Origin of the sequence: Glutamicibacter sp. Je.9.36 (assembly GCF_051129975.1) — a bacterium.
Lineage (GTDB): Bacteria > Actinomycetota > Actinomycetes > Actinomycetales > Micrococcaceae > Glutamicibacter.
Map to the genome: position 1 here is coordinate 475,909 of NZ_JBCPSN010000003.1, position 25,164 is coordinate 501,072.

Genomic DNA, 25,164 nt, shown 5'->3' on the forward strand with positions numbered 1-25,164 from the left:
CAATTCGGCTGGTTCAGCTTCTAGCAGCTAAAGGACGTAATTATGGAATTCTGGAATTCGCTATGGAACATCATCTGGGTGATTGTTTCCTGCTTCGTTTTCATCGCATATTTGATCGCGCTATTCTCGATCATCACCGACCTGTTCCGTGACCGTGAACTCAACGGTTGGTGGAAGGCGCTGTGGCTCGTGTTCTTGCTGTTCGTACCGTTTATTACCTCACTGGTGTACCTTATCGCTCGTGGCAAGGGCATGTCCGAACGCAGCTACAAGGCTGCCGTAGGAAACGCTAACGCCGTGGAGGACTACATCCGCACCGTGTCACAGGCAAGCCCAAGCGATGAAATCGCCAAGGCCAAGGCGCTGTTCGACGCTGGAACCATCAACGCCGACGAATACGATCAACTGCGTGCTCATGCGATGAACCAGGTCAATTCAAAAGCCGGTTCTGCCCAGGCATAAGAGCCAGGCCAAGAAAAAGACGCCAACCATGTGGTTGGCGTCTTTTCTATGCTCCGAGAGCGATTTGTTCGCTGAAGCTCCAGTCCCCGCTACGGGTATCGAACAAATGGATATGATCCACGGCGAAAGACAGGTGCGTAGCATCCAGTGCGGACTGGGCCGCATCCAATTGCGCCGCCGGAACATTCTGCGCGATGGTCAGGTGCGGATGGTAGGCAAAAGCCGATTCGTGCCTCAGCGCGTCGCCCAGCAGCGCGCGGTGCAGCTTCCAGCATTCGTCCGCGCCGGTTTCCAGCGGCAGGAAGACTACTTCGCTGGCCGGCCGGAAGGTCCGGGCCGGACCCAGATGGATGGTGAAGGGCTCCGCCGTGGCTGCTACCCGGCGCACCTGGGCAGCCGCTTTCTCCCAGGAATTCAGGTACGACCCGGACACCAAGGTGATATGCGGGGCAATCGGCGCGGTGGCCTCTCCCCCGTATTCCTGGCGCCACGCGCGCAGAGTCTCCCGGTGCGGCTGCGGCACCGGGATCACCACGCCCAGGGTGTACTCGAAAACCATTGGTTCTTAGATTCCCAGTGGCGGCAGGAAGCCGACCTTCTGGTAGACATCGGCAACGGTCTTCGACGCGACGACGCGCGCCTTGGCCGCACCGGCAAGCAGCAGGCGATCCAGCTCCGCCGGATCATCGAGCAGCTCCAGGGTACGGGTGCGGATGGGAGCCAGCTGCTCCACCACGGCTTCTGCCACAGCCACCTTCAGGTGCCCGTACATCTTGCCTTCGAACTCGTTGACCAGTTCTGGCACATTCTTGCCGGTCACGGCAGCCAGGATATCGAGCAGGTTCGAAACGCCCGGCTTCTCGGCCTTGTCGTAGGCCACGACGGACCCGGCATCGGTCACCGCGGATTTGATGCGCTTGGCGATCAGCTTCGGCTCATCCAGGACGTTGATCAGGCCAGCAGGGGATTCGGCGGACTTGGACATCTTCGAGGTCGGGTTCTGCAGGTCGTAGATGCGTGCGCCCTCCTTGGGGATGAACGCCTCTGGCACGGTGAAGGTCTGCCCGAAACGGTGGTTGAAGCGCTTGGCCAGATCGCGGGCCAGCTCCACATGCTGGCGCTGGTCATCGCCCACCGGGACCCCTTCGGGCTGGTAGAGCAGGATATCCGCGGCCATCAGGACCGGGTAGGTGAACAGCCCGACGCTGGCGGCATCCGCGCCGCCCTTGGAGGACTTGTCCTTGAACTGGGTCATGCGGCTGGCTTCGCCGAAACCGGTGATGCAGTTCAGCACCCAGGCCAGCTGCGCATGCTCGGGGACCTGCGACTGGACGAACAAGGTGGACTTGTCCAGGTCGATGCCGCCGGCGATGAACTGCGCAGCGGTCTTGCGGGTACGCGCGCGCAGCTCCGCCGGATCCTGCGAGACGGTGATCGCGTGCATATCCGGGATGAAGAAGAATGCGTCGTGGTCATCCTGGGTCTTGACCCAGTTGACCAGCGCGCCCAGGTAGTTGCCCAGGTGCAGCGAATCGCCCGATGGCTGCATTCCGGACAGGACGCGGGGACGGGAAGTTTCCATGGTTTTCCTTAGAACTGGTAGTCGACGACCAGCGGTGCATGGTCGGAGAAGCGCAAATCGTAGGCCGAGGCACGGTCTACGCAGGACTTGATGGCCTTAGCGGCTAGCGCCGGAGTGGCCATGTGGTAGTCGATGCGCCAACCGGCGTCGTTGTCGAAGGCCTGTCCGCGGAAGGACCACCAGGTGTACGGTCCCTGCACGTCGCCGGCCAGCTCGCGCGCCACATCCTTGTAGCCGATCTCACCAAAGAACCCGTCGAAGTAGGCGATCTCCTCGTCCATCACGCCGGCGCGCTTGTTGTGGTTCGGCTTCCAGTTCTTGATGTCCTTTTCGGTGTGCACGACGTTCAAATCGCCTACCACCAGGACGTGGTCCTTCTCGTTCTTCAATTCCACCAGGCGCACGTTCATGCGCTGCAGGAAACGGTACTTGTCCTCCTGCTTCTGGGTGCCCAGCTCGCCGGAGTGGACGTAGGCCGAGACGACGGTGAAGCTCTCGCCGTTGATATCGAAGTCCGCCTCGACCCAGCGGCCGGATTCTGCGAAGTAGTCCTCGCCGATGTGCTCGCGCACGGCTACCGGCTCGGTGCGCGAGAGGACGGCAACGCCTGCGCGGCCCTTGTCCTTGGCCTCGGCATGCAGGATATGCCAACCCTCGCCAATCAGGTCGCGCAGGATCTTGTCCGGTGCGCGTACTTCCTGCAGGCACAGGATGTCCACGTCGCGGGCGGCGATCCAGTCCGCCATATTGCGCTTGTAGGCCGCGCGAATGCCGTTGACGTTGACCGACGCGACGCGCAGCGCGCCGGCGTCCTTGTTGAGAATTTCCACACTGGTAGGTATCACTATTCCAGCTTACAAAATTATGCGATCGATTACGCGCTGATCTGGCCTGCGCCGGAACGCGGGCAACGAAAAAGGGCAACGCTTGCGCGTTGCCCTGGACAATTAGTCGATGATTTCGCCATCCATCGGCTTGGCCGGCTTGATCATGTCCCGCGCATTCGTCGCGGTCATCTGGATCGTCTCCAGCGCCCGGTCGATCATGCCCTCGTGATCCTCGCCCCGGTTCTGGCGCTGTTCGGCGATCACGCGTGCCTGGACCTGGACGATCTTGAACGAGTGATCCAGCTTCATGTCGCGCTGGCTGGTGGCTTCGTCAACTACCACGGTGCCGGGCTGGGCGCGCGGGGTGGCCGCCGCGGTGGCTTCGCGCAGCGAGTTGTTGATCTTCTCGGCGCCCCGCTTGAGGCCGAACATCATGAATGCGGCCAGCAGCAGCCAACCGGCGGAGATGACGACTACAAACCAGCCGACGATCTGGTTGGAGTTGGCAGCGAATACCACTGCCACCAGAAGGACGATGACCATGACGGACATTGCCAAAGTTGATGCGTTCAGGGTGACTTTCTTGCCCTGCTTCGCGCTGCTGCCTAGAGGTTCCATGCCGTCAATTCTCGCATCATTACCCCGCTTCAAGCCAATTGGAACCGCGCCCTTTCGCCCACAGCGTGGCTAGCCGAACAGGCTGTGCAGGTCCTGCCCGGAAAGGCTCGCGCGAATCAGCAGGTATCCGCCGATGCCCACCACCCAGCCAAGGGTTTCCTGGGCGTAGGCCGAGGCCTTGGCCCCCATTTTCTGCAGCCAGGCCTCGATGCGCGGCCCGGCGAGCGCCAGCGCGCCAACCAGCACCAATGCCGGGACGATCATCACCAGGCAGTAGCCGACCAGCGCGAGCAGTTGCAGGCCGGTGCCCCAGCCAGCGCCCTGCATGACGCCAACGGCTGCGAGGTAGGGAAGCATCGTGGGAAGTTCCAGCAGCCCGGCGAACAGGGCCAGGGCAATCAACCCGGTGCGGGTATCCAGCGCAGTGCCCAAGCGGCTGCGCAGGCGCAGCGGCACCTGGCCGGCGGGGTCCGCTGGTTCCGGCGCTGCCGGTGCCGCGCCGCCATGCGCGAGGGCTTTCCGTGCGCTGGCTTTTCGTGCGCTGGCTTCCTTCTGCGCATCGGTGCGGTAGGTGAGCGCCCAGATGATCATCAGCGCCCCGGCGGCCATTGCCGCCAGCCGGAAGAACCGGTGCTCGAAGATGGCCGGGTCGATGAGCAGCAGTCCGCTGCGCAGCAGCACTCCGATAACCCAGTAGAAGCCGGCGATTACCAGCAGGTAGGCCAGGACCTTGGCGATGGCCTCGCGGCGTCCCCGCAGCAGCAGCCACAGCGGAATGACCAGGGTGCCGATGCTGGTCGAATCGATCAGCGCCAGGATGATCAGGGATAGTTCGGGATTGCTTGTCATGATGTCCATGGGTTCCACTGTTCCGCGGCCTGCCGGATCGCGGTATCGGCCAGTGGGCTGCGCCTTCTCCTCCTTAAGGGGGATACCGGCGGGCAGCCAGTTCGGGGATGCTGGAAGCATGGACTTCATTCGGCGGATGGGCAGCGGCGACAAGGAACCCGAGGTCGTCGGCACCTATCTGGTGCTCACCGCCATCTTGCATCTTTCGGGACTGGCCAATCCCCCATGGTTCGCGATCCGCGGGTACGAGTGGATCGTCCTGCTGCTCATCGGCTTGGCCGCCGTGCTGGTCCGTCGCCGTTTTCTCGTAGCCAGCTCCCTGGCCATGCTGTTCGCCGGCGCCGGCTTGCTGGCCGTGGGAAGCCTGGGCGGGTACTTCCTGGTCTTCGAATGCGTCTTCGGGTTGTTCCTGCTCGGGTCGGTGCGCACGCGGACGGTGGCGCTGGCGCTGCTGTGCCTGGCCGCCATCTCGCTGGCCATCGCCGCCTGGCTGGTCACCGGGAATCCGCAGGAGGTGGTGCTGGCCTTGCTCATGGCCGGCTTCATCCTCTTCACCCCGATGCTCTGGGCGGAGAATGTGCGCACCGCCAAGGAGCTGGCCCGGGCAGAAGCCCAGCGGGCAGAGGCTGTGCAGTCGGCGGCCGATGCCCGCGAGGACCAGCTGGTCGCCGAGCACGACTTCTCCCGCGTCCAAGAGCGCACTGCGCTGGCCCGCGAGATGCATGACGTGCTCTCGGCCAGGTTCTCGTCAATCGCCCTGCTCTCCGGCGCCCTGCTTCCGGCCGCACCCCCGGAGGTGCGGGCTCCGTTGCAGAGCATCCGCGATGAGTCGGTGTCCGGCTTGGAAGACATGGCCGCGATGGTGCGGATGCTGCATGCCGGGGGCCCTGCGCTGCAGGCGCGGATCGAGGATCTGCCGGAGCTGGTGGCCGGATTCGGCAGCCCGGTGCGCTGGGAGTACCGGGTCGCGCATCCGCAGCGCTTCAGCCCTGCGGTGCATACCGCCGCGCACCGCACGGTCTGCGAGCTGCTGGTCAACCACGCCAAGCATGCGCCGGGCACTACCCTGGAACTGAGCGTGATCCAGGACAGGGGCCTGGCGATCACGGCGAGCAATGGCCTGCGGCCCGACGCCAGCCGCGCCCCGGGTGCGGGCACCGGGCTGGAGAATATCCGCACCCGCGTCGCCGCGCTCGATGGGCGGTTCGGAGTACGCACCGGCCCGGATTTCGAGGTGCGCGTCGAATTCCCCGGACCAATTGAAGCAATGGAGAAGCCGTGAAAGTCCTGATCGTCGATGACCATGCGACCGTGCGCATGGGGATCCGGCTGGTGCTGCAGGCCGCGGAAGACCTGGAAGTCGTGGGCGAAGCGGCCGACGGGCGATCGGCCATTTCCATGGCCCGCGCCCTGTCCCCCGACGTCATCCTGATGGACCTGCGCATGCCGGTGCTCGATGGCATCGAGGCCACCAAGGCGCTGCATGGCAGCTGCCGCGTCGTGGTGCTCACGACCTTCGACGACGACCAGTACCTTTTTGGCGCGCTGCAGGCCGGGGCGCACGGGTTCCTGCTCAAGAGCGCCGAACCGCAGGCGATCATCATGGGCGTGCGGGCCGCGGCCCGCGGCGAATCGGTGCTGGATCCGCAGGTGACCTCGCGGATCCTGGCCCGGGCGCTGGCGCCGGAGCCCGGCACCGTGAAGCTGCCCGATGGCTTGACCGGCAGGGAACGCGAGGTGCTCGACGGGTTGGCCGACGGGCTGAGCAACCCGCAATTGGCGCAGCGGCTGGGCATCGGGCAGAGCACCGTGAAGACGCATGTCTCCCAGGTGCTGGCCAAGCTCGGGGTATCGACCCGGCTCCAGGCCGCGAAGATCGCCTACGCGGCTACCAGCTCACCAGGCAGAACGGGTGGTCCTGCGGGTCAAGATAGACCCTGAAGGTCTTGGACCCTTCGCCGGTCGAGCGGGCACCGAGGTGCAGCACCTGCTCTTCGGCCAGGTCCAGGTCGGCGACTTTCACGTCGATATGCGCCTGCTGCGGGTGCACATGCCCGGGCCACTGCGGGGCCACATACGGGCTGACCGTCTGGAAGGCGAGCGCAGGATGGTCCGGCGCATCGCCAATGGAAACCCAGTCGGGCTCGTTGTCGATGCGCACCATCCCGAGGAGCTGTTCATAGAATCCGGCCAGTGCATCGGGGTCCTCGCAGTCGATGACCATGGCCTGCCACGTGCCAATCATGTGGCCATTATGCGCGCCCCGGGGGTGCGCGTCTACCAGGACTCAGCCATTGCGCAGGTGCAGTGGTCGATCAGCGCCTGGACGCGGGCCGGGATCTGGACTCCCTTGGGCGTGATCGCCACGACCGCGTTCGGGTAGTTGGGAGCCTTGAGCTCGCGGAAGGCCAGCGGGCGGCCCTCGATGGAGACCTCGGCATTGTTCGGGCGGCGCATGAGCAGCCCGTAGCCCAGGCCGCGGCCCACCATCGCGGAGACCAGGATCATCTGCGGGACCGAGGCGGCGATCCTGGGCTGCAGGCCCTGGGAGGCGAAGAGCTGCTGCTGGTGCTCGGTGCTCGGGTCGGACTCGTAGATGATCAGCGATTCGTCGACCAGGTCGGCCAATTCCAGCGGCCGGGCGAGGTTGGCCAGCCGGTGCTCGGGATGCAGCACGACCTGCATCTCGGTCTGGTAGATCCGCTGCTTGTCCATGTCCGCGGGCAGCTGCAGGTCATAGACGAAAGCGACGTCGATCTCGCCCTCGCGCAGGGCCGGCAGCAAGTCCTCGTGGGTGCCCACGCGCACATCGAGCTGCACCTCGGGGTGGTCGAACCCTTCCAGCGTGGCCGGAATCAGGTGCGGAGAGAGCGAAGCGAAGCAGCCGAAGCGCACCGGTCCGCGCAGCGCTCCTTCGGTTTGCGGGAATGTTGCACGCAATTCGCCGACATCGGAAAGGATCTTCCGGGCCATGGCGGCGAAGTGCTGCCCGGACGCGGTGAGCCGGATCCCGTGGGCCTTGCGGCGCAGGCACAAGGTCTCCCCGGCATGCTTCTCGATGGCAGTAATGGCCTGCGACAAGGCCGATTCCGAGATTCTCAATTCACTGGCCGCCGAACCGAGCGTGCTGTGTGCGGGAAGTTCAGCCATGATTTCCAGATGGCGCATCGAATACATAAGCCAACCTTCAGAAGTTTTGCAGATATTTGAAGTTTACCTTACTTGTGCTTGGTGCCACACTGGAGTGACCCAAAACTCAGGTGCCAGTGATCGACGCCTCTGTACCACTCGCAAGGGAAGCACTATGACACAACCCAATGCCGCCAAGGCCAACCAGCGCCGCGTAGCTTTCGCGACGGTCATCGGAACCACCGTGGAGTGGTACGACTTCTTCATCTACGCCACCGCAGCGGGCCTGGTCTTCAGCCAGCTGTTCTTCGAACCAGCAGGCCAGGAGATCGCGCTGCTGATCTCCTTCGCCTCGGTCGGCCTGTCCTTCCTCTTCCGCCCGCTGGGCGCATTCCTGGCCGGGCACTTCGGCGACAAGATCGGCCGCCGTGCGATGCTGGTCCTGACCCTGGCGCTGATGGGTGCAGCCACCACGCTGATCGGCGTGCTGCCGACCTACGAGACCGCAGGCATCTGGGCGCCGATCATGCTGCTGCTGCTGCGCATCCTGCAGGGCATCTCCGCTGGCGGCGAATGGGGCGGCGCAGTGCTGATGGCCGTCGAGCACGCCTCCGACGGCCACCGCGGCCGCGCAGGCTCCTACCCGCAGGTGGGCGTGCCGCTGGGCATGCTGCTGGCCTCGGGCACCATGGCGCTGATGACCGGGGTGATCTCCCCCGGCGATGCGTTCCTCGAATGGGGCTGGCGCGTTCCGTTCCTGGTGTCGATTATCCTGATCGCCGTCGGCTACTTCGTGCGCCGCTCGGTGGACGAGTCGCCGGTCTTCGAGGAAATCAGCGAGAACAAGGCGCAGACCGCTGTGCCGATCCTGGTGCTGTTCAAGAAGCACTGGCCACTGGTGCTCATTGCCGCGCTGGTCTTCGCCGGCAACAACGCCGCAGGCTACATGACCACCGGCGGCTTCTTCCAGGCCTACACCACCAACCCTGATGGCCCGGTCGGGCTGGAGCGCACCGACGTGCTGGTCGCCGTGGCCTTCGGCGCCGCCGTATGGCTGGTCATGACCCTGGTTGCTGGCCTGCTGGCCGACAAGATCGGGCGCAAGCGCACCTACCAGATCGGCTTCATTATTCTGGCAGCTTCGCTCTTCCCGGTCTTCGCACTGGTCAACTCCGGCTCACTGGGCCTGCTCTACCTGGCCTTCGGCCTGTTCTCCATCGGATTGGGGCTGACCTACGGCCCGCAGGCGGCACTGTACTCGGAGCTGTTCCCGGCGTCGGTACGCTTCTCCGGCGTATCGATCTCCTACGCGATCGGCGCGATCGTCGGCGGCGCGTTCGCTCCGACCATCGCCCAGGCGCTGGTGCAGGCGACCGGCGGCACCACCGCGGTGGCCATCTACCTGCTGATCGTCGTTGCGATCTCGTTCACCGCGGTCTCGCTGATCCGCGACCGGGCCGGAATCGACCTGTCCTTCCGCAACCAGGCGGAGCAGGAAGTGGGCGCGCTGGTCTTCGACAAGCGCCGCGCTGAAGCCGTGAAGGCTACCCAGGACGCCTAGGCGCTGCAAGCATAAGCCCGATGGCCCGTTTCCGAACGGGCCATCGGGCTTTTCTATTTCAGCTTGGTGCGCAGCACATCCAGTCGTTTGCGGAACTCGGTCTATTCGATCTCGCCGCGGGCATTGCGTTCGCGCCGCACCGATTCGGCGCCGGCCGCAGCGCGGGCCACATGCCGTCGGCGGGCTGCGAAGATGATTGCACCGATCAGTCAGGATCCAGAAGGTCGGGGCTACCAGCCCGGGCCGTGCCCATGAATGCCGCGGGCAAGCACCAGCCGTTCCCCTCCTCGACGCGCTCGTGGCGTTGGCGTTCGGCCGCTGTCTTAATGCAGTCCTCCCAGCGGCTGCGCCCCAAGCCCACCAGCGGCACCGAGGATACTCCGGGCGTTGGCCTTGCGGCCTTGGCCCGCGGATGCGGGTGCCTGCTCCGCCAGACAGTAGCCCGGTCAGTGAGCGGGGTTCGTCGAATGCAGTTCTAGTGCCAGGTCATGCATGGCGGTGGCCGCCTTGGACGGGGCGACGGCGCGGGGGCGGGCCAGTGCGACGCGCACCGTTCGGGCCACCGGGTGGATAGGGCGCACCACCAGGTCCAGACCCTCGTAGGAAACATCCACCGCCGGGCGCTGGACCAGCACCGCGTAGCCGAGCCCGCGGGCCACCATGGAACGGGTCACCTCGAAGTCGGCGGTGCGGTAGCGGATCCACGGTTCGACCCCGGCGGATTCGAACAGGTTCTGCGTGTGCTCGCGGCTCGGCGGGACATCCAGCAGGATCATCGGCTCGCTGGCCAGCCGCACCAGCGGCACCTTCGGCTCTTCGGCCAGCGGATGCCCCGCGGGCAGCAGCACATAGGGTTCGGTGCGGAACAGTTGGGTGCGCTCGATGCCTTCGGGCAGGCCGAAGTCGTAGACGAAGGCCAGATCCAGCGTCCCGGCGGCCAGCATCTGGAAGATCTCCTGCTGCGTGCCGGCGAAGAAATCGACTTCCACCTGCGCGTAGCGCTGCCCGTATTCGGCGAGCAGCTCCGGAAGCACCGTGGGCGCCAGCGACGAGTAGCAGCCCACCCGAACCTTTCCGGCCAGCACTTCCCCGGCACCGCTGGCCATTTGCTCCAGGTCCCTGGAGGCCTGCAGGATTCCCTGTGCCTCGTCCAGCACGTAGCGCCCGGCCGGGGTCAGGCTCACGCCATGGGCCTTGCGCCGGATGGTCAGCTGCGTGTTCAGCACGCGTTCAAGCTCGTTGAGCCCGCCGGTCACCGCGGAGGCTGACAAATTCAGTGACTGCGCGGCGGCGGTGATGGAGCCCAGCTGCCCTACGACGGCCAGGCATTCGAGCTGACGCAGCGTAAATTTCGGCACTATTCCTCGCTTATTCAGTGGATATTCCTCGAATATAACCATTTTACCCGTGGTTATGGCCTGCCTCACACTAGTGATTGAACAAGGAACCACTAAGGAGACAGCATGAGCACCGCCCCAGCGACCTGCCCGTTCACCGGCGCCCAGGCCACCCCCGGCACCGCACCAGTGCCGCACGCCAGCACCGAATCCGCAGTCCGCGAGGCCCCGGTCGCCGATTGGGTAAAAATCGAGGACCTGTACCGCGATCCGTTCCCGATCTACCAGCGCCTGCGCGCCGAGGCCCCGCTGCACTGGGTCCCGGCGGTGAACCGCTACATGGTGACCTCCTACGCCGCCTGCCACGAGATCGAGCAGGACGAAGCCCGCTTCTCCGCCAACGAGCGCAACTCGCTGATGAAGCGGTCCATGGGCCACTCGATGCTGCGCAAGGACAACCCGGAGCACCAGGTGGACCGCGACTCCTACGGAGCGACCCTGCGCCCGGGCACCATCAAGAAGCACTGGAACGGGATCTTCGCGCAGAACAACGAGAAGTACCTGGGCCAGCTGCTCGCCAAGGGGCCGGGTTCGGACTTCGTCTGGGACTACGCCGCACCGTACACCGCGGAGAACCTGCGGCTGATCTGCGGCTTCCACAATGCCACCCAGCAGGACATGCAGCGCTGGAGCCAGACCATGATCGACGGCACCGGCAACTACGCCGATGACCCAGAGGTCTGGGCCAAGGCAGAGGCTTCCTCGGCAGAGGTCGACGCGGCCATCGACGAGATGCTCCCCTATCTGGCGAAGAACCCGGACCACTCGCTGCTCTCCAACCTGGCCACCATGCCGATCCCGCTGGAAGCCATCCGTGCCAACCTGAAGATGACCATCGGCGGCGGGCTGAACGAGCCGCGCGACGTGCTGGCCACCACCGTTTGGGCGCTGCTGGAGAACCCCGAGCAATTGCAGGCGGTACGCCAGGACCCGGCTTTGCTCCCCAAGGCCTTCGAGGAATCGGTGCGCTGGGTCGCCCCGATCGGCATGTACCCGCGTGAAACCACCCAGGAGCTGGTGCTCGAAGGCATCAGCCTGCCAGCCGGTGCGCGCCTCGGAGTGGTGCTAGGCGCGGCCAACCGCGACCCGTTGGTCTTCGAGGATCCCGAAACGTTCAACATCTTCCGCGAGAAGAAGCCGCACCTGGCCTTCGGCGGCGGTGTGCACTTCTGCGCCGGCACCTGGATCGCCCGGGCCCAGGTGGCCCAGGTCGCCCTGCCGGCGGTCTTCGAGAAGCTGCCCAATCTGCGGTTGGATCCGGCCACCGCCAGCATCGATGCCGGCTGGGTCTTCCGCGGCATGACCAAAATGCGCGTCCTCTGGGACGCCTAATACAAGGAGCCTTCCATGCCTACCATCACCTTTGAACAGCCAAACGGCACCGCGACCGACGTCGAGGTCGCCGAAGGCGGCAACATCATGCGCGCTGCTGTCACCAACGGCATCGCCGGGATCGTCGGCGAATGCGGCGGCCAGGCCATGTGCGCCACCTGCCACGTCTACGTTAACCCCGAGGATGCAGCTGGTCTTCCAGAACTCTCGGAAGACGAAGACGAAATGCTCGACTGCACCACCGCAGAGCGCACCGCGAACAGCCGGCTGGGCTGCCAGGTTTCCCTGGGCGGCGCATTGCAGTCCATCCGCGTGGCCGTACCCTCCGAACAGGTCTGAAATGAACGAAAGCATCCTGATCATCGGCGCCGGCCACGCCGGCGTGCAGCTGGCCGAAACGCTGCGCGAGCACGGCCATGCCGGCGCCATCACCTTGGTCGACCAGGGCGCGCAACAGCCCTACCAGCGCCCTCCGCTGTCCAAGGACTTCGTGGCTTCCGCCCAGGAACCCGAGGTGCTGCCGCTGCGCTCGGAGGACTTCTACGCCCAGCAGCGCATCGAACTGCTGACCGGTGCGCGCGCCACCGCCGTTGACCGCGCCGCACGCACCGTGACCCTGTCCGACGGGCAGCAACGCGGCTATGACCGGCTGGTCTTCGCCACCGGCGCACGCAACCGGGTGCTGTCCTGCCCCGGCGCCGAGGACCCGCGGGTCATCGGGCTGCGCACGCTGCAGGACGCGGAAATCCTGCGCCGGCAGCTGGACGGCGCCCAGCGGGTCGTCGTGGCCGGTGCCGGCTTCATCGGTCTGGAGTTCGCGGCCTCGGCCCGGGCCCGCGGGATCGATGTCACGGTGCTGCACTCCGCTCCCCGGGTGCTGAACCGTTCGGTTTCCGCCCAGCTCTCCAACTGGTTCACCCAGGCCCATCGCGGCGACGGCATCGAGCTGCGCCTGGGCGAAGGCGTGCAGTCCATTGACGTGCAGGAGGATTTGCTAGTGCAATCCTCCGCCGGGGAAAGCTGCCGGGCGGATCTGGTGGTCTACGGCATCGGCGTGCTCCCCAACATTGAGTTGGCCGAAGCATCGGGATTGGAGTGCGAGAACGGCATCCTGGTGGATGCCGCGCTGCGCACCAGCGATGAGCGCGTCTACGCGGTGGGCGACTGCGCCAATGTCGGGCGCGACGGCACGCGGGTGCGGTTGGAGTCGGTGCAGAACGCCGCGGACCAGGCGCGCCGCCTGGCCCGCACCCTGTGCGGCGAGCCCACGGCGTACTCGGAGATTGCCTGGTTCTGGAGCATCCAGGGCCGCCACCGGCTGCAAATCGCCGGGCTGGCCGAGCCCACCGACAGCAGCGTGCTGCTGGGCGACCCGGGCAGCGAAAAATTCTCCATCGCACGGCTGCGCGACGGGCAATTGGTCGCGGTGGAATCCATTAACCGTCCCGCCGACCACGCTGCCGCACGCAAGCTGCTGGCCCGCGGCGAGCGCATCACCGAAGCGATGCTCGCTGGAGCATCCCTGAAGGACCTGGCCAACGCCGCACCGGTCGCGGCCTAGCACCCCCACTACTATCCCAATGAGGTCAGCTCATGAGCACACCCACCCAGCGGCACCCCGGCACCAGCCAGCGGCGCGTCGCCTTCGCCACCGTCATCGGCACCACCATCGAGTGGTACGACTTCTTCATCTACGCCACCGCAGCGGGGCTGATCTTCGCCCACCTGTTCTTCGAACCAGCCGGCGCGCAGATCGGCCTGCTGCTCTCCTTCGCCAGCGTCGGCATTTCCTTCCTCTTCCGCCCGCTGGGCGCGTTCTTAGCCGGGCACTACGGGGACAAAATCGGCCGGCGCGCCATGCTGGTGCTCACCCTGGCCCTCATGGGCGCCTCCACCACGCTGATCGGCGTGCTGCCCACCTATGAGACCGCGGGCGTGCTGGCCCCGATCCTGCTGCTGCTCTTGCGCATCATCCAGGGCATCTCCGCCGGTGGCGAATGGGGCGGCGCGGTGCTGATGGCCGTTGAGCACGCCCCGATGGACCGTCGCGCCCGGGCCGGCGCCTACCCGCAGCTCGGCGTGCCGCTGGGCATGCTGCTGGCCTCGGGAATGATGGCGCTGATGACCGGCGTGATCTCCCCCGGCGAGCAGTTCATGGCCTGGGGTTGGCGCGTGCCGTTCCTGCTCAGCTTCGTGCTGATCGTGGTGGGCTACTTCATCCGCCGCTCGGTGGACGAGTCCCCGGTCTTCAAGGAGATCGCGCAGAAGAAGGCACAGACCCGCGTTCCGATCGTGGTGCTGTTCAAGAAGCACTGGCTGCTGGTGCTGGTTGCCGCGCTGATTTTCGCTGGCAACAATGCCGCCGGCTACATGACCACCGGCGGATTCCTGCAGGCCTATATGACGGACCCTGAGGGGCCTGTGGGCTTCACCCGCACGCAGGTGCTGCTGGCCGTCTCCTTCGGTGCAGTCATGTGGTTCGCCTTCACCCTGCTCTCCGGGGTCGTGGCCGACAGGATCGGGCGCAAGCGCACCTACCAGATCGGCTTCATCAGCCAGCTGCTGTGCATCTTCCCGCTATTCTGGCTGGTCAACGCCGCTAGCCTGCCGCTGCTCTACGTGGCGTTCGCGTTGTTCGCCATCGGTCTGGGCTTCTCCTACGGTCCGCAGGCCGCGTTGTACTCCGAGCTGTTCCCCGCCTCGGTGCGCTTCTCCGGGGTTTCCATTTCCTACGCTTTCGGCGCGATCCTGGGCGGGGCGTTCGCCCCGATGATCGCCACCGCGCTGGTGCAGGCCACCGGCGGGACCACGGCGGTCGGCTGGTACCTGTTCGCGCTTACCGCAATATCGCTGGCGGCGGTCAGCATGGTGCGTGATCGCAGCGGCATCGACTTGGGTATCGGCAACCAGGCCGAGCAGGAAGTCGGCGCGCTGGTCTTCGACAAGCGGACCGCGGGGCAGCCCGTGCCCCAGGACGCGCTGTAGGATCTGCAGGGATCAAAAAACCGGCAGCCCACCATTGGCGGACTGCCGGTTTTTCGCGTCTACTTCGCGGCGTTGCGCTCTGCGGCTTTAATGGACACCACAATCGGGTAATCGGGTTCTCATCCCACCGCACCGCACCAAGATTTCCTTAGGACCGGACCTCGCTGGATTTCTCTGTAAGGTTTATCCAGTGGGCTCTCGACCTCATTGCTTCTCGATGGGGGTGTGCAAATCGATTTGCAACGGCGGAGAATTGCGGATGCGATGAAGGGCCGCAGTTTCATAGTCCTGGATACTCTGAAAACCGAGGTGCCTAGCAATCTCAATTCTCATGCTGGTGTTACGAATCGGGAGCGCTTTGATCAGCTCGTCATACGCACAAGCAGTAACATGATCCTTCATCTGCCTGAGAATTTGTGGAAATGGCGAGTCAAAGTTGATCTCGATTGCGTTCTCATCAACCACATCTGGCATGTACTCGACTAGTTTCCTCGCGACCACAGATTTCGAAAGCTGTCCGGTCAGTCTTTCTAACGTCCCGTCCTTTCCTAGCGCCTTCATGGCCGCGCTCTTGGCCTCCTCAACTTTGACCTGAGGATCGTAGCCAAACGTCGAAGCTTGTTGCTCTGCTACTGCCTGCAGCACTTCCGAAGTGTAGTAGAGGTTCTCAATTTCGCTCACCGGCAGAACATGAATACCAAGACTAAATAAGGATTCAATTTCCTGCTCAGATCGCCAGTCCCCATCAACCAAACCGCGTGCTCTGACCCAATGGAAACTCGCACTATTCCGCAGGCCAGACACTGACCGGATGAGCGTATCGCATCCTCCGCTAGGCACCAGTAGCCAATCTGGGAAGAGCACCTTGTAAAGGCTCAGATCATGGCTCGTCGTTTCTCCTTCAATGAAGAGAATCTCCTTCCGCCCACCAAGAATGGCCTGTCGGGCGATTTCAGGCAAGGAGTCGTCCTGTGCAATCTCATGCAGATCCCACTGCATGGCTTGTTCGCCTTCCCACCGCACACCAAACACGGTTAGCACTTTCCCTCTTTGTTCAGAAAGGCTCGCGGCGAGGTCCAGGTCATGGGTCAACACGACAAAAGCACAATCATTACGTGTAGCAATAATGGTTTTTATGAGTTCATCGGAAATTGCTCGATGCAGATGTCTCTCCGGCTCATCGATAATAAACGTCACCCCGGACGGGGCAGTAATAATTTCAGCGGCGAGCAATAGCGCGCTCTTCTCACCATCGGACATCAAATGAATCGGATATGTCACGTCAGAATTGAGATGCTTCGCAAAAAAATTCTCTGTAGAATCCACGCCTATTTCAATTTCCAGGCCCGAAGTTTGAAGCACTGTATTGAACGTGTCGAGAACACGTGGACCCATCCTCCGGGTAACATCTTCAGTGCTCGACCCCGCCTCATACAGATCTACGCGTGCCCTGTTCTCCTGGTTGATCTTGGCTAGCATATCGAACAAGGCAATCCCCGAGCGCTGTGAATCACTGTGATCAAGATAGCGCGAACTAAATTCCTGATCCCAATGCGTGATTTGGGCAAATCGCGTTTTCGGTCTGCCGGAGTAATGGAAGGTCCCGACTGAGTAAACCACAGTTTTCGTTGCGCTAACACTCTCCGGATAGCCGTTGCCTGCGAATTTCTCGGCATCCACGAAGCCAGAGCAGATTTACCCGAGCCATTCGCCCCTAGGATCGTCAACACCTCTCCCGCACTCACCTGCACGCTGCAGAAACCACCCGTAAACACTGGAATATTCCACTGAGCCAAAGGTGTGGGCACCTCGCCAATTTGAGTCATGAGACCGATATTACGATACCCAACCATCATTCGTTTATTAGCCAAACGAAAAGCCAACGACACACTTACAGAAAAGGACGTCACCTATTAAATCTGATGAACCACTAACATTAATCAGGGAAACGCAAATCTAAATGCTTTCGGAACGGCCTTAAAACCAATTTGCGTCCAGAGGAATTACGTCTCCTAGTAAATACCGCTGCTGGACGTAAAAGACCAACGGCCTGCCATCATGGCAGGCCGTTGGTGTTTGAGTTCATTCGCGTCTAGTTGGCGGCGTTGCGCTCTGCGGCCTCGACCACGTTGTTCAGCAGCATCGCGCGGGTCATCGGACCCACGCCGCCCGGGTTCGGCGAGATCCACGACGCGACCTCGGCAGCAGCCGGATCAACGTCGCCGGTGACCTTGCCATCCACGCGGGAAACGCCCACGTCCAGCACGATCGCGCCTTCCTTGATGGCGTCGGCCTTGATGATGTGCGGCACGCCGGCAGCGGCGATGACGACATCGGCCTGGGCCAGCAGCTCTGGAAGATTGGTGGTGCCGGTGTGGGCCAGGGTCACGGTCGCGTTCACGTCGCGGCGGGTCAGCAGCAGGCCGACCGGGCGGCCGATGGTCACGCCGCGGCCCAGGACCAGCACGTGCTTGCCGTTCAGGTCGATATCGTGGCGGGCCAGCAGTTCCACGCAGCCCAGCGGGGTGCATGGCAGCGGGGAGGCCATCGGGCGGTTGACGTTGGCGACCAGGCGGCCCAGGTTCATCGGGTGCAGGCCGTCGGCATCCTTGGCCGGATCCATAGCTTCGAGGATCACGTCCGTATCGATGTGCTTGGGCAGCGGCAGCTGCACGATGTAGCCGGTGCAGTCCGGGTTCTCGTTCAGCTCGTGCACCTTGGCCAGCAGCTCGTCCTGGGTGGTTCCCTCGGGCAGGTCCACACGGATCGATTCGATGCCCACTTCGGCGCAGTCCTTGTGCTTGCCACCGACATACCAGGCCGAGCCCGGGTCGTTGCCGACCAGGATGGTGCCCAGTCCGGTGGTGTGCCCGGCAGCCTTGAGCTTGGCAACGCGTTCGGCCAGTTCCTGCTTGATGGCGGCCGCGGTGGCCTTGCCGTCGAGAATGCGTGCGCTCACGCTGTTCCTTCCGTAGGTGCCCTGTTCCCAAGGCGGGTGGTGTGCAAACCCAGGCGCGCGGCTCGCACGATTAGCTCCCTGGTGGTTACCCACCTAACGCCAGTCACGCGTTCCAGTGTAGCGAAAATGGCTTCGGGAATGACTTTGAAGTGCGCAGGGTTACCTTAAGCGTGTACTCGACAATCGTGATCGGCGCAGGGCAAGCCGGGCTTGCCGCCGCCTACCATCTGGCCAAGCGCGGCATCGACTTCCTGGTGCTCGACGCAAACCCTGCACCCGGCGGGGCCTGGCAGCACCGCTGGGATACCCTCACGCTGGGCGACGCGCATCATATCCACCCCTTGCCCGATTTCCCGCTCGAGGTGCAGGATTCCACCCGGCCGGCCTCGCAAGTGGTGTCCGAATACTATGCGGAATACGAACAGCGCTTCGCGTTGCCGGTATGCCACGGCGCACCGGTGACCTCGGTCGAAAACGACGGAGAAAACTTCGTGGTGCACGCCGATGCGGATTACCGGGCGCGCACCATCATCAACGCCACCGGGACCTGGAGCAATCCGTTCTGGCCGGTCTACCCCGGGCACTTCGACGGTCCGCAGGTGCACACAAATGGCTTCGTCTCCCCGCAGCAATTCGCCGGGCAGCGCGTTTTGGTGGTCGGGGCCGGCGCCAGTGCCACCCAGTTCATCGTGCAGTTGCGCGCTGCCGGCGTGGATACCCTGTGGTCCACGCGCAGCGCACCGGACTGGCGCGACGTTCCTACCGGTGCCGAATGGGGCCAGGAAGTGGAGCGCCAGGTCAACGAGCGCACCAGTGCAGGGCTGCCGCCGAAGTCGGTGGTGGGCACCACCGGGTTGCTGCTCACCGAGAAGATGCGTGCCGGGATCGCCTCCGGGGCGCTGGTTTCGCGGGGGAAGATCGACCGGCTGGAATCCGACGCCGTCGTCTTCTCCGACGGGTCACGCGAAAAGATCGATGCGATCCTGTGGGCGACCGGCTTCCGGCATGCCCACCGGCATTTGCGCGATCTGAAACTGCACACGGCTCAAGGCGGCATCCTGATGGAGGACGGGGTGGCTGCCGTGGCGGTGCCGGGGCTGTTCTTCGTCGGCTATGGCGCGTCGGCCTCGACTTTGGGCGCTACCCGGGCAGGGAGGAAGGCGGCGCTGGCAGCCAGCAAGTTCCTGTCCGCGGTTGCGGTATAGCGTGCCCAGTTACTTCTTGCTCACCTTGGTTAGCACGGTGGTGTAGCCGGGTTTCGAGGCCGTCACCCACACGCCCAAGGTCTTCCGGGCATCGGCTTTGACGACCTTGTAATTCGGCTTGGTGGCCTTGGGGATGATCTTTCCGGAGCGCGTCCATTGGTAGGAGATCTTCACGTTTTTAGTGTTGTAGCTGCCTGCCGTGGCTTTCAAGGTCTTGCCGGTGGATTTCTTGCCGGTGATCACCGGCTTCTTCAGGACCTTGAGCTTGGCGGCTGCGATCTTCCCGGTCGCAGTGCTGGTCACGGTCTTGGTAGTGTAGTTGGCCTTGGCATAGGTCACCGAGACTGAGATCCGTTGGTTCAGATCTGCGGGTTTGAGCGCGTAGGTCTTTGCCGTGGCACCTTTGATCTTCTGGCCGCTGCGCAGCCACTGGTACTTAGTGGACTGGGCGGAGGGAGCCGGTGTGGCGGCCTTGGCGGTGAGTTTGGAACCGACTTTTGAGGTTCCAGAGACCTTTGGCTTGGCAACCGTGATCGTACCCTTGACGACCTTGACTGCCGAGCTGGCCGGCAGCCATACCGATTCTCCGTCCGCCGCGTGCAGAGTTGCCCGCACGGCGATCTTGCGGTTGGCATAGGACTGAGGTGGGGTATAGGTTTTCGCGGTAGCCCGCGGAATCTCGAAACCGTCGACTAGCCACTGATAATGGCGTGTGAACTCCGGGAAGTATGCGGCGTCGAGGGAAGCGGTGAGCTTCTGTCCCACGATCTTGCTGCCGCTGATCGTCGGCTTGGCGATCGAGGCGACTGTCGCGGCAATCGGCGCTCCGTACTTCATCGTCCCCTGCGCCGAGGGGACCCATACTTCGCCGTTTTGACGAACTGCTTTCGTCTCGTAGTTCAGCGCGATGACTTTCTTGGAGTCTTCGCGCACCAGCTGGTAGCTCTCTCCCACGGCACCGGGAATCGGTGCCCCGTTGCGGGTCCACTGCAGGGCCGTGTATGGGTAATTGGTTGTCGGTGCCAGCAGGGCATCTCCCACGACCGCCGCGTCATGGCCCGCCAGCGACGGGTTCCTGTTCAGTGAAATTCGGCCGAGCTGGGCAGTATCGCGCACGCCAATGTGCCAGCTGGCTGCGTAGCTGACAGACTTCAGATTCTCCTGTCCCGGGATCACCGCCTCGAAGTCGGTGAGTTCAGCCGCCACACCCGCGAATCCAGCTTTGTTCGCGGTGAATCCGGTGGGGCTGATCTGGCCCAGGATTCGTTCGCGGGTGTATTCCCACGGCTTGAGCACACTGCCATCCACCGTGATCACCGGTTCAATTTCCGTGCTGGCACCGATCTTCAGTTCGATGAGCGGCTTGGTGTAGCTGGCCAGATCCAGTACTTCGAGATCAGACAGATCCTTGGCCCAGCGATAATCCGTCGAACTCGTGGCGAGCACTTCAAGTTCCTTCAGGTCAGACAACTGTCCCAGCCCAGCCAGCTGCACCTGCTGCCCCTTGGGGAATGTCAATGACAGTGACTCCAGCACTGGCAGCTTGGCTAGTTCCGCGATGATTTCCTGTGGAGCCTTATTGATCCGCACCGATTGCAACTGGGGGTTGGCGGCCAAGACTTCCAGCCCACCGAGCGCCTGCTCCTTCTGGGTGTCGACGCCGATCCACTGGATATCGCGCGTCATCGGCAGTTCCTGCAACGATGCCACGTTCTTGCAGGACAAACCCACGACGACACTAGCGGTCTCATCCATGTACTCGAAGCAGTCTGCAGGGCTGATAGCACCGTGGGCTGGGGGCACGAGCCCGGCGAATACCAAGGCGGTGGCGCCTATAACCGAAGTAAAACGATGCAGCAGCCTCATGTGTTTCCCCAAGCGTGAAAATGCCAAATTTATAGACATCATGTCATAGCGCGGCCAGGTATTGATCATCAGTTCGCACGGTGTTTTTTGAAGACGCATAAAGCACCTCGGCTGAGTGCGGAAACCTGCTGATGATCCAGTAGCTTCGACGCCTATCTGTGTAACTCCACCGAGACGAATGTGCATGCAGCGCGCCAGCCGGTTAATCTCAATGCATGAACAATTTCATCGTCACCCTATCTTGCATCGACCGTCCCGGCATCGTCCATGCCATTTCCGGAGGTCTGCTGGGTGCCGGTTGCAATATCACCGAGTCCCAGCAGTTCCTCTCGCCTGAAACCGGCACCTTCTTCATGCGCATCGAGGTAGCCACCGAGCAGTCCTTGGAGCAGATCCGCGCGGGGCTCGCGCCCATCCGCGACGATTTCCACATGTCCCTCCGTGTGGACGATGGCGCCAAGCGCACCCGCACCATGATCATGTGCTCCAAGGCCGGGCATGCGCTCAATGACCTGTTGTTCGCCCAGCGTGCCGGCACCCTGGCCATCGACGTACCGGTGATCGTTTCCAACCACCTGGATCTGAAGCCGATGGCCGATTTCTACGGGGTCGATTTCGTGCACCTGCCGGTGACCAAGGAGAACAAGTCCCAGGCCGAGGCTGAGCTGCTCAAGCTCGCCGAGGACTACGGCATCGAACTGGTGGTGCTTGCCCGCTACATGCAGATCCTTTCGGATTCGCTCTGCGAACGCATGGAAGGCCGGGTCATCAACATCCACCACTCCTTCCTGCCTTCCTTCAAGGGTGCCAAGCCGTACCACCAGGCCTACGCCCGCGGCGTGAAGCTGATCGGTGCCACCGCGCACTACGTCACCGCGGACCTCGATGAAGGTCCGATCATCGACCAGGAAGTCACCCACGTCTCGCACACCCGCACTGCCGAGCAGCTCGTTGAGCTGGGCCGCAGCGTGGAGGGACGGACGCTGACCCGCGCCGTGCAGTGGCACGCCGAGCATCGCGTGATGCTCGACGGCCAGCGCACCATCGTCTTCTCGTAACTCGCACCGTGCCCCCACGACAATTAGAGTGGGTGGCATGAGCCACATGATTACTATTGACGGGTCGACCCCACAGGTCGGCGAGAACGTTTTTGTCGCACCCACCGCAGTGTTGAGCGGGGATGTCGCTCTCGCGGATCGCTCCAGCGCCTTCTACGGGGTTTCCGTGCGCGGCGATTCGGCGCCGATTCGTGTGGGTGAAGGCACCAACTTGCAGGACAACGTCGTGCTTCACGCCGATGAAGGTTTTCCTTGCACCATGGGGGCGGGCATCTCGGTGGGCCACTCGGCTGTGGTGCACGGCGCCACCGTAGGTGACGGCTGCCTTGTGGGCATGAGCGCGACCATCATGAATGGCGCGGTGATTGGCGAGCAGTCGCTGGTTGCTGCAGGTGCATTGGTGCTGGAAGGCACGCAGGTTCCGCCGCGTTCCCTGGTTGCGGGTGTTCCGGCCAAGGTCCGCCGCGAACTGAGCGATGAAGAAGTCGCCGGGTTGAAGACCAACGCTGATCACTATCTCGTGCTGGCAGCCAAGCATCTGGAAGCCAACGCCTAGAGTTTGCGAGGTTCTGGAAGCGCACTGCTTCCAGGACCTTTCGCTTTAAGCATTGTGCGTGCTGCTCATGGCTCGGCGATTTCGACGTCCAGCAACCCAGCACGCCACTTCACCGTGGTCTCCTCCGCCAATGCTTCGGCCTCCAACCCTTCGGCCGGAGTCATGAAATAGGTGTTGATCCGCAAATTCTGCTCCGGATCCAACTCCGGCGGCAACAGCACCATCGGCCGGCTCCCAGGGATCTTCACCGCCTGGAACAACCCGCAATGCCTGGCCGTATGGTGAATCAAGCAATTCAACACCGCAGACTTGATATCAGTGCGCCCGCCCTTCTCCCACGGATCCAGATGATCCGCCTCGCACCGCTGCGCAGGCATGCTGCACCCGGGATAGGAACAGCCTCGATAGGCTGCCCGCAGGGCTCGGACTTGGGCCTTGGTGAATAGCCGCTGCGTTCGTCCGAGATCCAAGGGCAGGCTCTTGCCGTTCAGCACCACCGGGAGAATCCCGGCATTGCACAGTGCGGTCCTGGTTTCTCCCGGGGATAGCAGAATCCCCGAGGAGGTCACAGCGAAATCCTCGGTTCGCTGCTGCAATTTATCCCAATCCAAGATGACGCTCACCTGCGCGCTGGCAAGTCCTGATTGCTGTTCCGGCGGGCCTCCGCTGGGTTTCCGTTCACTCATCAGCAAGGCCATGAAACCAACGAGTCGTCTTCGCTCGGGTTTCGGGTCTTCCCATTCAGCGTTGGCCGGCTTCGCTTCGGCGGAAGCAGCTTCTGGCTGAAGCTCATCATTTCCGCAGTGGAGATTCTCGTCTTCCGAGTCGAGATCTCCAATGTCCTCCGTAGCGTCGCCACCCGGTCCGTCTTTTGCCCAGTCGGGTTTGCTTTCTTCATCGTCCCAGCCGCTGGTTTCCTCACCGGTAAACTGGGCATCAACGTCTTTCAAGCCCTCGCGGTTGCCGGCAACGGTGGACGGATTATCCAGATTGGCGAAGTAGGCCTCGATGTATGCGGCATGCGATGGGAGAACACGAATGATGTATTCAACCAGCCCTTTGCGCATACCGCGCTTGAAGATCCCGATTCCGTCGAGCAGAGCCTTGAGCGGGCGCTGGCCCGCTTTGATCTGCGAGACCATGTCGTTGATGTGCTTGCGCGCTGACTTGGGCTCTGAACGCAGGAAGACTGCGGATTCTGCCTGGAGCTGCTGCTTCTTCGCCTCTGCGGCTTTGCCTTCGCCCAGATCCTTGCGGAGCGAATGCAGCTTCATTGCCGCCGAGGCCACCAGCCGCGGATCAATGCTCGGGTCGTCGAACTGCGTAGCAAGCTCCGGCAGCCACGGATCAGTCGGTTGTCCTGCCTCGTCCGTGCCGCCAAGCAGGCAGTCGGCCTGCACCAGGCGGGCGGTGGCGGTGCTGCGCGGGATATCCAGCCAGCCGGTCATCAGTCCTTTGGCATCCTTGAAATGCGTACGCGCTGTCGTGGTACGTCCTTCGGCGGCTTCGATTTGCTCGACGGTGGGGTGGGCCCCGAGATCGGAGATGGCCTGGAAGGATTCCTGGTCGAGCTTGTGGGCGCCGGTACGCCGCAGGGCAGCTGCCGCGTGGACCTGGGTCCGGGCGAGCGATTGGGACGTGTCTTCAGCGAGCATCGAAAAATAAGCGGCCTGGCCGGCGGTGAGGCCGCCTTGGGCCAGGACATGGGTCGCTGAAGCGGCCAACGCGTTGGCGTCGGCCAGGTCCTTCAGCGCTTGCGCGATTTCTCTGCTCATGGGTACACCATGCCCCGCAGAAATGGATCTGCAGGGCATGCGTGTACGGGCTGTGGACAAGTCTAGTTGCCGGCTTCAACCGGCAGCCAGAGCTCGCAGGTCGCGGTGCTGAAGTCCGGGGCCCGATCGAGCACGGCGACAATGGACGGCCCCACGCGCAAACGCCACGGATTGGACGGGAACCACGCGGTAGCGGTGGCGGCGTAGAGGTCCTGCAACGCCGACGGGTAGGGGCCCGAAACGCTGAAGACCGCCCACTGGCCAGCAGGAACCTGGATCATGTCCAGGTCCTTGGGCACCTGGATGCCACCGGGTACGGCGACACCGTGCAGGTAGGTCAGCTCGCTGCCTTCGCGGTAATCGGGGTCTACCTGGTCGCTGACCTGCAGCAAACCGGCAGGTTGCGCGGAAGACAGCTCCTTGAGCCGAGCGTGCTCGGCTATCGGGATGGAGGCGATGTGGGCCTGGATGTGCGGGTTGGCACCGTTGTGAATCAGCGGTACCTGCGTGGCGTATCCAATGAGCTGGAATTCTTCTCGATCAACTATTCGTGCATCCATGGGACGATTCCCTTCGACGGTCAGGCTGAACCTGATGATTGGTTGGCTTCGAAGGGGGCCACCATTCTCGCGGACATCGGCCACGGACGCGCCATGCACCGCTCGGAAGGCCCGGCCGAATGCTTCGGCCGAACCATAGCCGTAACGGATCGCGATGCTCAGCAGGTCCTGACCGGCAAGCAGATCCGCGGCGGCCTGGGTCATGCGGCGCCGGCGGATGTACTCGGAGACCGGCATGCCGGACAGCGAGGAGAACATCCGCCGCGCATGGTATTCGGTGCTGCCTTCGGTGCGCAGCAGGTCAGCGAGGTTGATCTCGGCGCGTAGCTGAGCCTCGATTTGCTCGATGAGCCGATTGAGAATTCCGATCATGATTCCACCCTTCCCCAACTACTATTCTTCAGGGTAGGGGCACGCCGCCCGATAATCGCGGTTCGATGCGA

General features: G+C 63.3%; 24 protein-coding genes and 1 pseudogene. 11 read left to right on the forward strand and 14 right to left on the reverse strand.

From position 1 onward, the window contains the following. Positions 1-42: 42 nt before the first annotated feature. Positions 43-462 carry an SHOCT domain-containing protein gene (locus tag AAZQ98_RS10540; protein ID WP_434692000.1) on the forward strand — a complete coding sequence of 140 codons (420 nt, stop codon included), beginning with the start codon at positions 43-45 and terminating at the stop codon, positions 460-462. A gap of 46 nt (positions 463-508) precedes the next feature. On the opposite strand, the gene AAZQ98_RS10545 is transcribed toward AAZQ98_RS10540, so the two are convergent. The 5 genes from AAZQ98_RS10545 to AAZQ98_RS10565 all read right to left on the reverse strand — a co-directional run bounded on the left by AAZQ98_RS10545 (position 509) and on the right by AAZQ98_RS10565 (position 4,347). After that, positions 509-1,021, reverse strand: a complete 513-nt coding sequence (locus AAZQ98_RS10545; protein WP_434692003.1) for a 2'-5' RNA ligase family protein — start codon at positions 1,019-1,021, stop codon at positions 509-511. 6 nt (positions 1,022-1,027) lie between these two features. Further along, the gene (gene trpS, locus AAZQ98_RS10550; RefSeq protein ID WP_434692006.1) at positions 1,028-2,044 is read right to left on the reverse strand and encodes a tryptophan--tRNA ligase; all 1,017 of its coding nucleotides are present in this window, start codon (positions 2,042-2,044) and stop codon (positions 1,028-1,030) included. A gap of 8 nt (positions 2,045-2,052) precedes the next feature. Further along, the gene (locus tag AAZQ98_RS10555; RefSeq protein ID WP_434692009.1) at positions 2,053-2,889 is read right to left on the reverse strand and encodes an exodeoxyribonuclease III; all 837 of its coding nucleotides are present in this window, start codon (positions 2,887-2,889) and stop codon (positions 2,053-2,055) included. A gap of 102 nt (positions 2,890-2,991) precedes the next feature. Then, positions 2,992-3,489: a hypothetical protein gene (locus AAZQ98_RS10560; RefSeq protein ID WP_434692012.1), complete on the reverse strand. Its 498-nt coding sequence runs from the start codon at positions 3,487-3,489 to the stop codon at positions 2,992-2,994. 69 nt (positions 3,490-3,558) lie between these two features. Then, a complete protein-coding gene (locus tag AAZQ98_RS10565) occupies positions 3,559-4,347 on the reverse strand; it encodes a GAP family protein (RefSeq protein ID WP_434692014.1) in 789 nt (262 codons plus the stop codon). Positions 4,348-4,456: 109 nt separating this feature from the next. Between AAZQ98_RS10565 and AAZQ98_RS10570 the strand changes: the two genes are divergently transcribed. Both AAZQ98_RS10570 and AAZQ98_RS10575 read left to right on the forward strand, forming a co-directional pair. Continuing rightward, positions 4,457-5,620 (forward strand): sensor histidine kinase, encoded by a 1,164-nt coding sequence (locus tag AAZQ98_RS10570; protein WP_434692015.1) that lies wholly within the window; start codon positions 4,457-4,459, stop codon positions 5,618-5,620. Next, positions 5,617-6,279 carry a response regulator gene (locus AAZQ98_RS10575; protein WP_434692017.1) on the forward strand — a complete coding sequence of 221 codons (663 nt, stop codon included), beginning with the start codon at positions 5,617-5,619 and terminating at the stop codon, positions 6,277-6,279. The genes AAZQ98_RS10570 and AAZQ98_RS10575 overlap by 4 nt, the downstream gene beginning before the upstream one ends. Here AAZQ98_RS10575 and AAZQ98_RS10580 read toward each other — a convergent pair. Together AAZQ98_RS10580 and AAZQ98_RS10585 are read right to left on the reverse strand one after the other, a co-directional pair. Next, positions 6,227-6,583, reverse strand: a complete 357-nt coding sequence (locus AAZQ98_RS10580) for a VOC family protein (RefSeq protein WP_434692019.1) — start codon at positions 6,581-6,583, stop codon at positions 6,227-6,229. The genes AAZQ98_RS10575 and AAZQ98_RS10580 overlap by 53 nt on opposite strands. Positions 6,584-6,615: 32 nt before the next feature. Further along, on the reverse strand, positions 6,616-7,515 hold the full coding sequence (locus tag AAZQ98_RS10585) for a LysR family transcriptional regulator (RefSeq protein ID WP_105657412.1): 900 nt from the start codon (positions 7,513-7,515) through the stop codon (positions 6,616-6,618). Positions 7,516-7,642: 127 nt separating this feature from the next. On the opposite strand from AAZQ98_RS10585, the gene AAZQ98_RS10590 reads away from it, so the two are divergent. After that, positions 7,643-9,028, forward strand: a complete 1,386-nt coding sequence (locus AAZQ98_RS10590) for an MFS transporter (protein WP_434692022.1) — start codon at positions 7,643-7,645, stop codon at positions 9,026-9,028. A 446-nt stretch (positions 9,029-9,474) separates the two neighbouring features. Here the strand turns inward: AAZQ98_RS10590 and AAZQ98_RS10595 are convergent, their stop codons facing one another. Then, positions 9,475-10,386 carry a LysR substrate-binding domain-containing protein gene (locus tag AAZQ98_RS10595; protein WP_434692026.1) on the reverse strand — a complete coding sequence of 304 codons (912 nt, stop codon included), beginning with the start codon at positions 10,384-10,386 and terminating at the stop codon, positions 9,475-9,477. Between the two features lie 105 nt (positions 10,387-10,491). Between AAZQ98_RS10595 and AAZQ98_RS10600 the strand changes: the two genes are divergently transcribed. From AAZQ98_RS10600 to AAZQ98_RS10615, 4 genes are read left to right on the forward strand one after another with little or no spacing between them, the layout of a single operon-like run. Continuing rightward, a complete protein-coding gene (locus tag AAZQ98_RS10600) occupies positions 10,492-11,757 on the forward strand; it encodes a cytochrome P450 (RefSeq protein WP_105657409.1) in 1,266 nt (421 codons plus the stop codon). 15 nt (positions 11,758-11,772) lie between these two features. Continuing rightward, positions 11,773-12,096 (forward strand): 2Fe-2S iron-sulfur cluster-binding protein, encoded by a 324-nt coding sequence (locus AAZQ98_RS10605; protein ID WP_105657408.1) that lies wholly within the window; start codon positions 11,773-11,775, stop codon positions 12,094-12,096. A gap of 1 nt (position 12,097) precedes the next feature. Continuing rightward, the gene (locus AAZQ98_RS10610; RefSeq protein WP_332728564.1) at positions 12,098-13,318 is read left to right on the forward strand and encodes an NAD(P)/FAD-dependent oxidoreductase; all 1,221 of its coding nucleotides are present in this window, start codon (positions 12,098-12,100) and stop codon (positions 13,316-13,318) included. A gap of 32 nt (positions 13,319-13,350) precedes the next feature. Next, a complete protein-coding gene (locus AAZQ98_RS10615; protein WP_434692030.1) occupies positions 13,351-14,742 on the forward strand; it encodes an MFS transporter in 1,392 nt (463 codons plus the stop codon). Positions 14,743-14,946: 204 nt separating this feature from the next. On the opposite strand, the gene AAZQ98_RS10620 is transcribed toward AAZQ98_RS10615, so the two are convergent. The 3 genes and pseudogenes from AAZQ98_RS10620 to AAZQ98_RS10630 all read right to left on the reverse strand — a co-directional run bounded on the left by AAZQ98_RS10620 (position 14,947) and on the right by AAZQ98_RS10630 (position 17,701). Then, complete coding sequence (locus tag AAZQ98_RS10620) at positions 14,947-16,422, reverse strand: DUF4435 domain-containing protein (protein ID WP_434692033.1); 1,476 nt, start codon at positions 16,420-16,422, stop codon at positions 14,947-14,949. 20 nt (positions 16,423-16,442) lie between these two features. Next, a pseudogene (locus AAZQ98_RS10625) lies at positions 16,443-16,598 on the reverse strand (hypothetical protein); the annotation flags it as partial. A 236-nt stretch (positions 16,599-16,834) separates the two neighbouring features. Continuing rightward, the gene (locus tag AAZQ98_RS10630; protein WP_434692036.1) at positions 16,835-17,701 is read right to left on the reverse strand and encodes a bifunctional methylenetetrahydrofolate dehydrogenase/methenyltetrahydrofolate cyclohydrolase; all 867 of its coding nucleotides are present in this window, start codon (positions 17,699-17,701) and stop codon (positions 16,835-16,837) included. Positions 17,702-17,871: 170 nt separating this feature from the next. Here AAZQ98_RS10630 and AAZQ98_RS10635 point away from each other — a divergent pair, with 170 nt between their 5' ends. Beyond that, positions 17,872-18,906, forward strand: a complete 1,035-nt coding sequence (locus tag AAZQ98_RS10635) for a flavin-containing monooxygenase (RefSeq protein WP_402741949.1) — start codon at positions 17,872-17,874, stop codon at positions 18,904-18,906. Between the two features lie 9 nt (positions 18,907-18,915). Here AAZQ98_RS10635 and AAZQ98_RS10640 read toward each other — a convergent pair whose 3' ends face one another. After that, positions 18,916-20,661: a hypothetical protein gene (locus AAZQ98_RS10640; RefSeq protein WP_146112264.1), complete on the reverse strand. Its 1,746-nt coding sequence runs from the start codon at positions 20,659-20,661 to the stop codon at positions 18,916-18,918. Positions 20,662-20,987: 326 nt separating this feature from the next. Here AAZQ98_RS10640 and purU point away from each other — a divergent pair, with 326 nt between their 5' ends. Together purU and AAZQ98_RS10650 are read left to right on the forward strand one after the other, a co-directional pair. After that, positions 20,988-21,830 (forward strand): formyltetrahydrofolate deformylase, encoded by an 843-nt coding sequence (gene purU, locus AAZQ98_RS10645; RefSeq protein WP_402696522.1) that lies wholly within the window; start codon positions 20,988-20,990, stop codon positions 21,828-21,830. 37 nt (positions 21,831-21,867) lie between these two features. Then, complete coding sequence (locus tag AAZQ98_RS10650) at positions 21,868-22,386, forward strand: gamma carbonic anhydrase family protein (protein ID WP_434692039.1); 519 nt, start codon at positions 21,868-21,870, stop codon at positions 22,384-22,386. Positions 22,387-22,451: 65 nt separating this feature from the next. Here AAZQ98_RS10650 and AAZQ98_RS10655 read toward each other — a convergent pair whose 3' ends face one another. Then, the gene (locus AAZQ98_RS10655) at positions 22,452-24,161 is read right to left on the reverse strand and encodes a DUF222 domain-containing protein (protein WP_434692042.1); all 1,710 of its coding nucleotides are present in this window, start codon (positions 24,159-24,161) and stop codon (positions 22,452-22,454) included. A gap of 62 nt (positions 24,162-24,223) precedes the next feature. Continuing rightward, positions 24,224-25,093, reverse strand: coding sequence for an AraC family transcriptional regulator (locus AAZQ98_RS10660; RefSeq protein ID WP_434692044.1), 870 nt, complete (start codon positions 25,091-25,093; stop codon positions 24,224-24,226). Between the last annotated feature and the right edge of the window lie 71 nt (positions 25,094-25,164).